Annotated in this window: 9 protein-coding genes; 4 read left to right on the top strand and 5 right to left on the bottom strand. The window is 68.7% G+C overall.

Going from position 1 to position 13,152, the window contains the following annotated elements; all coding sequences use genetic code 11:
* Window positions 1-197: 197 nt before the first annotated feature.
* The 3 genes from DB31_RS48830 (at window position 198) to DB31_RS16390 (ending at window position 2,473) form a co-directional block, all read left to right on the top strand.
* Entirely contained in the window at window positions 198-1,040 is an 843-nt protein-coding gene (locus tag DB31_RS48830; RefSeq protein WP_157232013.1) for a hypothetical protein, read from the top strand.
* Between the two features lie 226 nt (window positions 1,041-1,266).
* Window positions 1,267-2,076 carry a DUF4142 domain-containing protein gene (locus tag DB31_RS16395; protein ID WP_052420005.1) on the top strand — a complete coding sequence of 270 codons (810 nt, stop codon included), beginning with the start codon at window positions 1,267-1,269 and terminating at the stop codon, window positions 2,074-2,076.
* A gap of 187 nt (window positions 2,077-2,263) precedes the next feature.
* Window positions 2,264-2,473 carry a hypothetical protein gene (locus tag DB31_RS16390; RefSeq protein ID WP_044188549.1) on the top strand — a complete coding sequence of 70 codons (210 nt, stop codon included), beginning with the start codon at window positions 2,264-2,266 and terminating at the stop codon, window positions 2,471-2,473.
* A gap of 6 nt (window positions 2,474-2,479) precedes the next feature.
* On the opposite strand, the gene DB31_RS16385 is transcribed toward DB31_RS16390, so the two are convergent.
* The 4 genes from DB31_RS16385 to DB31_RS16370 all read right to left on the bottom strand — a co-directional run bounded on the left by DB31_RS16385 (window position 2,480) and on the right by DB31_RS16370 (window position 9,469).
* On the bottom strand, window positions 2,480-4,195 hold the full coding sequence (locus DB31_RS16385; protein WP_044188545.1) for an NAD-dependent malic enzyme: 1,716 nt from the start codon (window positions 4,193-4,195) through the stop codon (window positions 2,480-2,482).
* Between the two features lie 197 nt (window positions 4,196-4,392).
* Window positions 4,393-4,875, bottom strand: a complete 483-nt coding sequence (locus DB31_RS16380) for a hypothetical protein (protein ID WP_044188544.1) — start codon at window positions 4,873-4,875, stop codon at window positions 4,393-4,395.
* A gap of 229 nt (window positions 4,876-5,104) precedes the next feature.
* Window positions 5,105-7,624: an efflux RND transporter permease subunit gene (locus DB31_RS16375; RefSeq protein WP_044188543.1), complete on the bottom strand. Its 2,520-nt coding sequence runs from the start codon at window positions 7,622-7,624 to the stop codon at window positions 5,105-5,107.
* Between the two features lie 156 nt (window positions 7,625-7,780).
* On the bottom strand, window positions 7,781-9,469 hold the full coding sequence (locus DB31_RS16370; protein WP_240486730.1) for an alkaline phosphatase family protein: 1,689 nt from the start codon (window positions 9,467-9,469) through the stop codon (window positions 7,781-7,783).
* Between the two features lie 173 nt (window positions 9,470-9,642).
* Between DB31_RS16370 and DB31_RS16365 the strand changes: the two genes are divergently transcribed.
* A complete protein-coding gene (locus tag DB31_RS16365; protein ID WP_052420004.1) occupies window positions 9,643-12,114 on the top strand; it encodes an efflux RND transporter permease subunit in 2,472 nt (823 codons plus the stop codon).
* Window positions 12,115-12,153: 39 nt separating this feature from the next.
* On the opposite strand, the gene DB31_RS16360 is transcribed toward DB31_RS16365, so the two are convergent.
* Window positions 12,154-13,146, bottom strand: coding sequence for a metal-dependent hydrolase (locus DB31_RS16360; RefSeq protein WP_044188542.1), 993 nt, complete (start codon window positions 13,144-13,146; stop codon window positions 12,154-12,156).
* Window positions 13,147-13,152: the final 6 nt, after the last annotated feature.

Below are 13,152 nucleotides of genomic sequence, written 5' to 3'. Positions count from 1 at the left end.
GTTCAAGGTCTGTCGAAGAGATGAAAGAGCGTTCGCTCTGTACTGAGCGTGTGTTGTGACCGGCACTGAACAGCAGTCTGGCTCGCAGGAGCCTCTCGCCAGCGGGCAGGCATGCGGAGGGCGGGGCGCGCCCCCCTTGGTGACGGGGTGTTGGCAACCCAACTTCCCTGCAGGGGAATGAAAGAGGAGCCGAGCCCATGAGAAAGGTCATCCTGGCGGCTGCACTCGCGGCCACGTTCTGCCTGTCCCAGACGAGCCACGCCCAGCAGAGTGGCGGAGGGGCGGGCACTGGTGCGCCCGTTGGAAGCGCTGCCGGTGGTGCAGTCACCCCGCAAGGCCAGGGAGCGAGCGGGGGTGCGGCGCTGGGCGGGCCACCGGCAGCGGGCTCGTTCTCGGTCCAGCCCCAGCCCCAGCCCCAGTCGCAGGTCGCGGGAGGCCAGGCCCCCGGAGCCGCCCCGGGCGTGGGACAGACCTTCTATGGGCCTGCTGAGCCGGGCATGGCCGGAACCGGGACAGGTACCGGAACAGGTACTGGCACCGTGGGCAGCGCGGGGAGCGCAGTGGGTGCTGGCAGTGGCGATATCGCGACCAGCTCACCTCGTGCGAACGAGCGCACTTCGGTGGGCTCTGCCTCCAATGATGTTCGGGTGGAAGTCGCCCAGCTGCGGGCCGAGGTGGATCGGCTCCGAGCGGAGCTTGACGAAGTGAAGGGCGTCCGCCGCTCCACCCATGCCCAGAGCGCGGAGACGGGCACAGGGGGCTCGGGCTCTCAGCAGGAGCAGCAGCCACAGCCCATCGCCAGCTCCATGGTGGAGGGCCGCGTGAGCAAGGTCTCCAAGCGCTCCATCGAGGTCATCGACTCCGAGACCGGTGAGCCGTACGTCCTGCGCCTGAACGAGGACTCGCGCGCCAGGAGTGGCCAGCGGCGCATTCCGGTGACCCGCATCCGGCAGGGGAGTGAGGTACGCGCCTCATTCGATCTCGTGGCCGGGGATACGTACGCCACTCAGATCGACGTGTTGGGCAAGCGCCGCCGCTGAGGCTGGCCCGGGCACCCCGGGTGCTCTCCCTCCTGAAGGACAGTGGCACCGTCCAGTGGAGGAACCCCCGGGAGCCACAACGTGCGGCGGTGCACGTCCGTGACAGGCGAGGAGGTGACCTCGGCGCTCCGGACGGCCAAGGTGCGCCCGCTTTTCATCCGCCGCGAGGTTGGGAACCCGTAGAGGGGCCCACCCAAGCGGCTCCTCGACGAAGGGAGAGCAGCACATGAAGCGCACGATTCAGGGACTCCTCCTCGCTGGTTCATTGGTGCTGGGTGGTACCGCGCTCGCTCAGAGCACCACCCAGGCCACCCCGGGCGTGAACCCGGGCAGCCAGGGAGTCAACCGGGGCAGCCAGGGAATTCCCCAGGGCCAAGCGATGAAGGGCAAGAGCATGGCCAAAGACGGCATGCTGGAGCACACGGGATTCATGATCCCAGCCGACGAGAAGGCGATGCTCGAGCGGCTGCACCACGTGAACCAGGCGGAGATCAAGCTGGGCCAGCTGGCGCAGCAGAACGCCCAGAGCCCGGACGTGAAGTCCTACGGTGAGACGCTGGTGAAGGACCACACCGCGGCGGACCAGAAGGTGATGAGCTACGCGCAGCAGAAGGGCCTCAAGCTGGCCGAGCCCCAGCCGATGAACGACGTGGAGCGCAAGTCCATGGCGGCTCACAAGGCCAACATGGAGAAGCTCCAGGCGCTCAAGGGCACCCCGTTCGACTCGTGTTTCCTGGCGATCATGGTGGGGGGCCACGACGAGGCGCTCGGCCAGCTGATGGCGGCCAAGCAGGGCACGACGGACGCCTCGCTGACCCCGCTGCTCCAGGACCTGATCACCCCTGTCACCCAGCACCGGCAGCAGGCCTATACGCTGCTCGGCCGGATCGGTCCGGGCGCGGGCACGGGCGTGGGCGGCTCGGGCAGCATGAAGCCCATGGACTCGGGGACCGGCGGCGCGGGTGACACCCACAAGGGTTCCCAGGACATCGGCACCCAGAACAAGATGGATCCGGGCAACACGAAGAAGTACTAGGCGCCCCTCGCCTCTCCCGCGCGCCAGTGCCTTTGGGCGCTGGCGTGCGGGAGTCTTCGTTTCAAGGGATGGAGCGCTCTCCCGCCTGCCATGCAAGCGGGGCGTCCGCGCTCTCCTGGAGAGGGTACCTGGCCAACCGAGGGCTCACCACTTTTGGAGGAGACGAAAGAGCACCTGGAGGCTGGCCATGAGCAAGAAGGACGTGCTGCACATTCCCACCCCCGAGAAGCCGCACCCGGGCCGCACCGCGAACACGGAGGACGACGAGCGCGCCCCGAGCGTTCCACCGATGCGGCCCTCTGAGGGCCCCGCGAAGACGCCGGGCCATCACCACGAGGGCCGCGTCATCGAGCCGCAGCCCTCGTCCATTCCCTATCCGGGCGTGGGGGTGAGCTGAGGAGGCTCAGCCGCCACGGCCCTTGCGGATGGGGAGGAACTCGGGGCGCCACATGCGCGCCTCGAGGTGTGCCTCCAGATCCTCCGGCAGTTGCTCCGCGGCCACGCCCTCCTTCTGGGCCTGGCGGATGACCGCTACCGCCACCTGCTTGCTCGCCACGTGGATCTTGTCCATCCGTGGGTAGAGCCCGCCCTGCGCCAGCCGCCCCTTGTCCACGAACTCGGAGAGCGCCAGTGACGCGGCGGTCAGCATCCCATCCGTCACCCGACGCGCCCGGCTCGCGAGCACGCCGAGCCCGAGGCCTGGGAAGATGAACGCGTTGTTGCCCTGGCCCACCGGGTGCGCCGCCCCGTCCCACATCACGTCGTCGAACGGGCTGCCCGTGGCCACCAGCGCCTTGCCCTCCGTCCACCGGTAGATGTCCGCCGGCACCGCCTCGCTGTTCGCCGTGGGGTTGGAGAGCGCGAACACCACCGGGTACGGCGTGTTCGCCGCCACCGCTCGCACCACCTCCTCGCCGAACGCCCCGCGCTGCCCGGACAGGCCCAGCAGCACCGTCACCTTCGCCTCCTTCACCGTCTCCAGGAGGCTCGGGATGCCGTTCTGCAGCTTCCAGCCCGCCACCCGCGCTGGCTCGTGGGCGAACTCGAGCTTGTACGGCTCCAGCCCCTTGCGGTCCTTCAGGATGAGGCCCTTGGAGTCGATCAGGAAGATGCGCTGCCGCGCCTGATCCAGGGTCAGCCCCTGCAGCTGCAGGCCCCGGGCGATCTGCCGCGCCACGCCCACGCCGCCCGCGCCCGCCCCGTGGATGAGGAACATCTGCTGCTTCAGGTCCTGCTGGCTGGTGCGCGCCGCCGCCAGCAGTCCCGCCAGCACCACCGCGCCCGTGCCCTGGATGTCGTCATTCAGTGAGGGCACCACATCCTGGTACCGGCTCAGCACGTCGAACGCCTTCTGCTTGCTGAAGTCCTCCCACTGCAGCAGCACGTTGGGGAACCGGCGCTGGAGCGCGGTGACGAAGCGGTGGATGAAGTCGTCGTACTCCTGGCCCTCCATGCGCGGCCGCTTCACGCCCAGGTAGAGCGGATCCTCCAGCAGGTCCTTGCGGTTCGTGCCCACGTCCAGCTCCACGGGCAGCGTCACCGCCGGGTCGATGCCCGCCGCCGCCGTGTAGAGCGACAGCTTGCCGATGCAGATGGCCAGGCCGCCGAAGCCCTGGTCACCAATGCCGAGGATGCCCTCGTTGTCCGTGGCGACGATGAGCTGCACGTCTGGGAAGGGCGTGTTCTCCAGGAGCGAGTCGATCTGCCCGATGTTCTCCGGGTTCACCACCAGCCCGCGGGGGTAGCGGTAGATGCGGCTGAACTGCTCCACCGCCTGCGCCACCGTGGGGGTGTAGATGATGGGCATCATCTCCTCGATGTGCCGATCGATGAGCGCGTAGAAGAGCACCTCGCTGCGGTCCTGCAGCGCGCGCAGGAAGACGTGCTTCTCCAGGTCCGTGCGGAAGCTCTTGAAGTTCGCGTAGGAGCGCTCGACCTGCTCCTCCAGCGTGGAGACGTGGGTGGGCAGCACGCCCATCAGCCCGAACTGCTTGCGCTCCTCCCAGGTGAAGGAGGTGCCCTTGTTGAGCAGCGGCAGGCGCGTGAGCAAAAGGCCCGGCAGCGAGGTTTCGAGGTAGGGGTGGCCGTCGGCGTCGTACTTCTTCTCGTACTGTTTCATGGGGGTTCTTCCAGGTTCACCAACCCTGCGCCGCCATGTCGAGCCTCCTGGGCCGTGACGCGTGGCGTTGATGCGGCGCGTGATGCTCCTCGCGGTGATGGGAGGGAGAAGGTGACCTGTTCTCCCGCGCTCCAAACGGCAACGCCCACGCGGGTGCGTGGGCGCTGCCGGGGCTGCTGCTCGCGGAGAGGCGCGGGTTAGCGCGTGTTCTCGGGCAGCGTGCTGTCGTTGTTGAGGTTGTTATCGGGGACGATGTCCGCGGGCGAGCCCGGCGTGCGCAGCGTGTCGTCCACGTTGCCGCCCGGGTTCAGGTTCTCGTCGATGGCCGAGTCGTCGGGGAAGCCGGAGCCGCCGATGCCTGGATCCACCTTGCTGCCTTCATGGACGCCCGGCTCGGACTCGGCGTCGCGGATGCTCTCGCTCTCTGGGGTGCGCAGCGGATCCTCCTCCGGCATGCGGAGGTTGTCATCCGACTGCTTCGTCTTGCTGATGTCGCCCGAGCCGCCCGTGCCCGGAGGGGGAGTCGTGCTGGTACCCGTACCCGTGTCAGTACCCGTGTCCGTGGCGGGTGCCGTGGCGGGCTCACTCGCGCGCTCGGCGGAAGAGTTCGATTTGCAGCCAACGAAGGTCAGCGCGCTCGCGAGCAGACCGGCGGCCAGGAACTTCATCGTGGTCTTCATGGTGTCTCTCCCTTTGTCTGTTCGTGTCCGTGTCGCTTCTGGCCGGGAACCTGAGCAGTAAGACCCACACGTGCAGGGACCGCCCGAGTGGCTGCACGCTCTCCGGGCGGCGGCTCCATGGGCCTGTCAATTCGTGCCGGGGCTCGACGAAACCTCTGTGAAACGCAAGCGGGCCCCAGGGGTGCGCCGGAGCGCGCCCTGAGGCCCGTTTCCATCTGAAGCGTGTGGATCAGCTCGCCGAGGGAGCGTCGCTCGGCCGGGCCGGGGGAGGGAGCGCCTCGTCCCGGGCATGGGCCTGCTGCTGGAGCCGCTTGCGCCGCCGCCGCTCGGACAGCAGCAGCAGGAGCGCGGGGAAGGCCACCAGCATCACCAGCAGATTCACGCCGAAGCCCAGGTTGGCCAGCGTGCCAATGGAGTTGAGGCCCGGGTGATCGGCGAGGAAGAGCGCGCCGAAGCCCAAGGCGCTCGTCAGCAGACCGCCCGTGATGGCGCGGCCCGTCTCTGAGTAGACGGAGACGAAGTCGCTCTCCGGTGACACGAGCTGCGTGAGCAGGTGGACGCCCGCATCCACGGTCGTCCCGATGAGCACGGGGATAACGAGGATGTTGAGGTAGTTGAACTGCACGTTGAGCAGCGGCATCAGCCCCACCAGCGCGAACAGCGACACCACGGTGGGCGTCAGGCACAGCAGCGCCAGGCGCAGGCTCCCCAAAGTCACCCACATGGCCAGCAGCACCGCCACCAGCGAGCCGATGAGAATGAACGGCGACTCGCGCGTGACCATGTTGAGGATGTCCGCGAGCACCATGGGCTCGCCCGCCACGGCGACGGGCCCGCCGCTGGGCGTCTTCACCTGGCGCAGCTCGCGGGCCAGGGCGCGGATGCCCTGCCCGTCATCCAGGCTCACCCGCGGGTACACCAGCACGAAGTGGCTCTGGCCGCTCAGGTCCGTGAAGGGCCGGCGCATGGAGGCAGGCAGTTGCTCGAGGGTGAAGGGCTCGGCCCGCGTCGCCTGGCGCAGCTCCGCGAGCTGCTCGCGTTGCTGGGCGTCGAGCTGCCCCTCGGGCACATCTTCCAGCAGGGTCTGGAGGCGGCGGAGCACTTCCTGCTTCTTCACCTGGTCCCGCGGCACCAGCGTGTCCAGCGAGGCGATGAAGTCCACCGTGGAGTGCTCGCCCAGACGGGCCTGGTTCGCGTGCAGTTCCTCCACCACGGCACTCTCCTCCGCCGGGCTGTGGGGCAGCATCACCAGAGGAGACTGCGAGTAGCCAATCAGCTGCGTCACCTGCCGGTCCAGCACGAAGGAGGGCAGGTGCTGATCCGCCAGCGAGCCGAAGTTGTAGTTGAAGCGCACGCGGCCCACGTTCGCCACCAGCAGGGCGATGACCACCATCGACACCACGGTGAGGGGGCGGTGCAGCCGCACCAGCAGGCGGCCCAGCGGAGAGCGCTGGTGTTTCGTGGCGCCCGGGCCGGGCTTCCAGCCCAGCTTCGCTGCCAGCCCCAGCACCGCGGGCAGCACCAGCACGTAGGCCAGCACCATGAGCAGCATGCCGAAGCCGGCGATGACGCCGAACTCACGGAACGCGCGGAAGTGCGAGGTGCCCAGCAGGAAGAAGGTGAGCGCCGCCACGAGCGCCGAGGTGAGCGCCGCGCTGCCCGTGTGCGTGAAGGCCTCGCGCGTGGCCGCCTCCGCCTGCCACTTCTGGCCGCGCAGATAGAGGTAGCGCCCCAGCAGGTGGATGCCGTGCTCGATGCCGAGACCTCCGAGGATGGCGCCCAGGAAGCCCGTGAGCAGGTTCACCCGCCCGTACGCCACGCCCACCAGCCCGTACGTCCACGCCAGGCCCATGCCTACCGGCGCCAGCACCACCGCCACCGCGAGCGCGCTGCGGAAGTGCAGCAGCAGGTAGATCAGCAGCAGCACGCCCGCCACCGCCGAGGACACCGCGATGTCCCGGCCGATCTGCTTCTGTTGATCCAGCTTCTTCTGGAAGGTACCAGTGATGGCCGTGTGGAAGTCCGGCCCGTACTTGGACAGGTCCTGCGCGGCCAGCAGCTTCTCCACCTCGCCGACGACGCGCTTGGAGAAGTCCAGGTCCGCGGAGATGCCCTCGGGCTTGGCCAGCAGCACCACACGGCGCGCCACCGGATCCAGATAGTATTCTCCCCCCGTGGGGCCCGAGAGCCTGCGCACGCTGCCCGCGCCGTACTTCGCCTCCAGGTCCGAGAAGTCCAGCGAGGGCACGGGCTCGTCCACCAGCGGGACATAGAGCGGGTTGGCGCGCTGCTTCTCGTACGTGAGGCGCGCGTCGATGCGCTGCTCCACCTGCAGCAGATCCTCCAAGGAGAGGAAGTAGAGCGCGTGCTCCTGGAGGAAGGGCCCGGGGCGCTTCGACTCCACGAAGCGGATGTCAGGCAAGGCCTCCAGCTGGGGCGCCAGATCGTCCGCGAAGCGGCGCAGGGCTTCGGGGTCCGCCCCCTCGCCTACCACGGCCACCCACCCGAGCCCGCCGAAGCGCTCCTCCAGCTCCTGCAGATCCTTCACGCTCTGGAAGGACTGGGGAAGCAGGCTCACCAGGTTCGCATCAAGCGACAGTCCCCGCGCGAAGAAGACCCCCAGCACGCTCAGCGCCAGGGCAATGGCGAGCGCTAGCCAGGGGTGGCGGTAGTTGTAGTCCGCCAGCCCGCCGAGGCGCTGCTCAAGACGTCCCCGCCAGCCGGCGGGCGTTGTCGGATCCGAAGCCATATCGCGGCCTCGCCTGATCCCCCGTGTCCAGGCCCTCCTGGCGCCACGGAAGAGGGCGAATCCCCCTCCAGAGGGCCCACGAAACGTGGGTCCCTTCGGGCCGCAAGGTGGCCATGCCCTGCCCTGGAGGACAGGGTGAAATGCCTGTCCGCCTGCTCAGGGGGGAGCGGGCGTGGCCACGGCCGGGATCAAATCCTCGCCGGCCCGCTGCTCGGCGGGCGGGCAGCCGGCCAGGCGCAGCACTGTTGCCCCGATGTCCTCGGCCCGGGCCGTGGCCAGTCGCTGGCCCATCGGCACTCCAGGGCCAGAGAGGATGTACGGCACGCGGAGCTGATCCGCGCGCAGGCCTCCGTGGCCGCCCCGGTAGTTGCCCACCACCAGCTCGTAGTCGGCCGCCAAGTCGTAACCGAGCGCCGCCGTCACCACGAGGTCCGCCACGTCCGGCGCCGACATCAGCCGGTGTAGCCGCACCACCGCGTCCGGAAAGCCCAGGGCGTGGGTGGCCTTCAGCCAGTCGCGATCCGAGCGCGGACGGCCGTCGCACAGCACCCGGCTGGCCTCGCCTTGCGCGTAGCCCAGGGGATCCTCGCCCTCGCAGGAGTAGGAGAGCCCACCCTCACTCGGGGTGATGCGGCCCTCGCCCGTGCGCGAGAAGACGCGCACCTGTCCGGCGGCGTCGGCGCGGGTCACCACCAGCTCCACGCCCTCTGCCTCGCGCAGCACCTTCACCACGTCCACGGGCGCGCCGCCCTGGTGCGGAGGCAGCTGGAAGGCCGTGCCCGGCGCGGGCTGCGTGCGCCACGCCTGCTCGCCCTGGGCGGCCGGGTTGCGCAGGTACACGTAGTTCATCGTGTTGCCGTTCACCGCGAGGACGACGTCCGTGTCCGCCCAGGTGGAGATCGGATCATTCAGGCGGCTCTGGCGCAGGTGGGTGGCCTCGCCGCGCCAGGCGCGCAGCCCCGCCGTGCCCAGCGCCACCCGCAGATCCACGTTCTTGTGCACGTCGGTGACGCCGTGGTCCGAGATGACGGCGTACAGGCGGTGCTCCTCCTGGCCTAGGCGCTGGCTCTCCTCGCGGTAACGGCCGATGAGCGAGTCGATATGGCGCACCAGCTTCACGTACGTGTCGTCCGTGCCGACGATGTGGTTGCGGCCGTCCGGGCTGGCGAAGGTGACCCACTGCACCTTGGGCTTGTCGGCCAGGTCCTCCAGCGCCAGCTCCAGCACCTGCGTCTCGGCGCCGTACCAGTCCGGGATGAAGCGAGGCCCCAGCCACGGCGTGCCCCCCAGGAACCGGATGAGCGGGTACTTCTCCTGGTACTTGGCCATGCTGAAGCCCCAGCCGAGCTTCTCGTTCCGCACCACGCCGCGGTTGGCGTAGCTGTTCACCGAGAAGCTGTGCTGCCCCGGGAAGCACTCGAAGAGCGTGCGAGGCTCGGCGGCGAAGTCCTCGTTCATCATCACGTTGGTGCGGCCCACGTAGGCGCGGAAGTTGCCCTCGGGGGCCTCGCGCCGGAACCAGCGCAGGCCCAGCACGCCGCTGCGCACCGCATCCTGCCCGGTGATGAAGGGGTAGAAGCCGTAGCCCGTCATGCTCGGGAAGGCAGCGATGCCGTCCTCCACATAGAGGCCCTCGGAGATGAGCCGGGAGAAGTTTGGCAGGCGCCCGGCTTCCAACTCCCGCTGGAACACCTCCTGGGACAGGCCATCCACCAGGAAGAAGGTGAGATACGGAGGATCCGCAGGGCGTCCCTTGGGGGGAGCAGGGCGCAGCATGTAGGTAACTCCCAGGACGACCAGCCCAGCGAGCAACCAGGGCCAGCGCTTGCGACGTGGCTTCAGCATGGCGGCCGGGAAGAAACCATGTCTCTTGGGGGTCTGTCAGGGGACTTGGCCCGGGGTGCCTGAGCACCCCCTGCCTGCCTGGCCGCCCCCCGGCGATTCATTGACTCCGGTCAGGGCCCTCGCCATGGTGGGCGGCTGCAATCGCGGACTTTCGGACAGAAGAGCAGACACACATGAGCGAGATCGGGTTGGGGCAGCGGATGGAGAAGTTGATGGGCGCGCTGGCGGCGCGCAACCATCGCAAGCCCTGGCAGGCGCTGGCCCTGGCGGCGTTGTTGGTGGTGGTGGGCGGCTTCTTCGCGCGGAAGCTCTCCCTGAGCTCTGACCTGGTGGGCTTGCTGCCCAAGTCCTTCCCCAGCGTGCAGGACCTGGAGAAGCTGAAGAAGCGCTTCGGCGGGCAGGGCTACCTGGTCGTCGTGGGCATGAACGCGGACGCTGACAAGCTCAAGCAGTTCGCCGACGACATGGCTCCCAAGCTGGGCCAGCTCTCCGAGGTCCGCTACGTCAACTACAAGCGCTCGGACGCCTTCTTCGAGGAGCGCGTGCTGTACTACGCGGAGCTGGAGGACCTGCAAGGGCTCCAGAAGCAGCTCGACGATCGCATCACCTGGGAGAAGCAGCGGGCCAACCCGCTCTTCGTCGAGCTGGAGGATGCGCCTCCGCCCTCCATTGGCTTCGAGGACTTCAAGCACAAGCTGGAACAGAAGCTCTTCCTGCGCCGCGGCAGCGAGGAGCAGGCGGTGGCGAAGGATCCGTACTACCTGGATCCGGAGGAGAAGATGGTGGTGCTGATGCTCAAGCCGAAGGGCAACAGCGCCGACCTGGGCTACGCCAAGAAGGTGGTGTCCCAAGTGGACGAGTTCCTGAAGCAGCAGGACTTGTCCAAGTATGGGCCCGGCTTCCAGACGGCCTTGTCGGGCACCTTCAAGAAGAAGATTGACCACCAGGCGCTGATCACCAACGACTTGGCGCAGGCCTCGAGCATCGCGCTGGTGCTGCTGCTGCTCTACCTGGGGTTCCACTTCCGCAGCGTGCTGAGCGTGGCCTTCGCGGTGCTGCCGGTGCTGGGAGGCCTGGCGTGGACATACGGCTTCGTGGGCCTGTTCTACGGGCAGGTGAACCTGCTCACCGGCTTCCTGGGCGCGGTGCTGGGCGGCCTGGGCGTGGAGCACGGCATCCACCTCCTGGGGCGGTACACGACGCTGCGCTCGGAGGGGAAGGACTCGCTGGAGGCGGTGCGCGAGGCCTTCAGTCACACGGGCTTCTCCGCGCTCATCTCCGCGGTGGTGGCGGCGCTCACGTTCCTGAGCCTGTCCATCTCCGAGTTCGCCGCGTTCCACGAGTTCGGCATCATCGCGGCGGTGGGCATGCTGGTGAGCATCGCCTCGTACGTGCTCATCCTCCCGGCGCTGCTGGGGCTGGCGGCGAAGTGGGGCTGGACGCCGCGCGAGCACGTGGGCTCGGCCGGTCCGATGGCCATGCTGGCCCGGTGGCTGCCGCGCAGCTACCGCGGAGTGGCCATCGTGGTGGGCGTGGGGCTGGTGGCGCTGATCAGCCAGGCGTGGAACGTCAGCTTCAACTACGACGGCTCCAAGCTGGAGTCGATGGAGCTGCCGTCCGTGCGGCTGGACCGGCGCATGGACAAGATTCTGGGCCACTCGCAGTCTCCGGTGGTGGTCGTCACGGACTCGCCGACGATGGAGCGCGAGGTGGTGCGCCAGCTCAAGGAGCGCAAGGCGCAGAAGGGCAAGGACTCCACCATCGACTTCGTCCGCTCGCAGGAGGACCTGGTGCCGGACAAGCAGGAGGAGAAGGCGGCGGTCCTGCACGCCATCCACGACAAGCTGGCGAAGCTGGATCCGGAGCGGCTGCCCAAGGACGTGCAGGCTCACTGGCCCACGTACCTGAAGATGACGCAGGCGCAGACCTTCGGTCAGAAGGACCTGCCCGAGGCGATGCGGCACGAGCTGGAGGGGCTGGATGGGAACCGGAGCGGCGTGGTGCTGGTGTACGCATCCATCAACCTGGCGGATGGCTACGGGACGCGGCGCTTCACCAAGGAGGTGCGCGGGATGAAGCTGCCGGACGGCTCGCAGGTGTCGGCGGCGGGCGAGGCGCTGATCGTGGCGGACATCCTGGACATGGTGGCGCAGGAGGGGCCGCGCATTCTGGCGGCGGCGGTGCTCTCGGTGCTGGTGGCCATGTGGGTGACGTTGGGCAAGCTGCGCACGGCGCTGATCTGCATGTTGCCCACGCTGTTGTCGGTGGCGGGGCTGGTGGGGCTGATGGCCATCCTGGGCATTCAGTTCAACTACCTGAACCTGGTGGTGCTGCCGGTGCTGGTGGGCACGACAGTGGACGCGGGCGTGCACCTCATCCAACGGTTGTCCGAGCCGGACAGTGACTTCATCTCCGTGTACGCGGAGACGGGCCGGGCCATCACGGGCGGTCTGCTGACGAGCGCCATCGGCTTCCTGGCGTTGGCCATTGCTCAGCACCCGGGGCTCAACTCGATCGGCAACGTGGCGAACCTGGGGTTCGGCGTGAACATTCTCATCGTGCTGCTGGGCTTCCCTTCGCTGCTGCTGCTGGTGGAGCGCTGGCGGCGCAAGCACGGCCCCACCGCTCCGGCCAAGGAGGCCTGAGGCGCCAGCGGTACCTCAGGTCTGAGCGGAGCGCATCGCTCAGCGGTCTTGGCCTCGCCACCGCCGCAGCAACTCCGCCGCGCTCCCGCCTCGCTCCAGGCGGGCGGCGCGCAGGGCTCCCTCCGGATTGAGCTCCAGAATGAACTGGAGCGTCGGCTCGCCGTTCAGGTGGTAGCGCAGATCGCCGATGCGGATCTCGGAGGCTCCGTCAGGGCGGGGAACCTGTGAAACGAGGGGAAAGCGCGCCCAGGCGAGCGCCTCGCGCACGGTGGGGATGTTCCTCACGGACTCCGGCAGTGCGTCAGGGACGGGCCGGGGCCACCTCCGCTCCTCGATGGGCGCTCTGCCCAGGGAGGCCGTGCCAACCACGTACTCATCCGGCAGCAGGGCCACGTAGCGCCAGGTCGTGAGCGACAGCCACGCGGGGAACACCTGCACTCGCTCCGCGGCGGGCAAGGCCTCTCGGACACGCCCGCTCAGCACGTTCTGAAGTGCGACGCGCAGCCCCAGGTACGCCACCGAGAGCGCCGCTCCCACGAGCAGTGCTCGCCGCCACACGGTCCTGCGGCGCCAGGCCCAGACCGCGCCCACGAGCAGTGGCAGCGTCACCCACGGATCCACCACCATCGTCCAGTCCAGCGTCCACCGCCGATCCGAGAAGGGCAGCAGCACGCGCGTGCCCCAGCCTGTCCACAGGTCCGCCAACAGGTGCGCCAGGCAGACCGAGATCAGGCTGAAGAGGAACACCGGCCCCACGCGCGCTGTGCGGAAGACCGCCTTCGCCACCGCCGTCGCGGCCAACGCCACCACCGGGGTGAACACCAGCGCGTGCGAGAGCCCGCGGTGCGCCTGGAGCGCGTGCACCACCGAGTTCTCCGAGGGCAGCAGGTTGTCCAGATCCGGCAGCTCGGCGGCCAGCGCGCACCCCAGCAGCACGGCCTTGTCCGTGGCGGACAGAGGGCCTCCTGCGGCGTCAGGCCGGCGCAGCGCGCCTACCGCGAGGCCCAGCAATCCGTGCGTGAGGTTGTCCACGAGGCG

It is taken from the genome of Hyalangium minutum (assembly GCF_000737315.1).
Classification (GTDB): Bacteria; Myxococcota; Myxococcia; order Myxococcales; family Myxococcaceae; genus Hyalangium; species Hyalangium minutum.
Note: the sequence above shows the minus strand (reverse complement) of the source record. Positions and strands in the feature narration are given on the sequence as shown.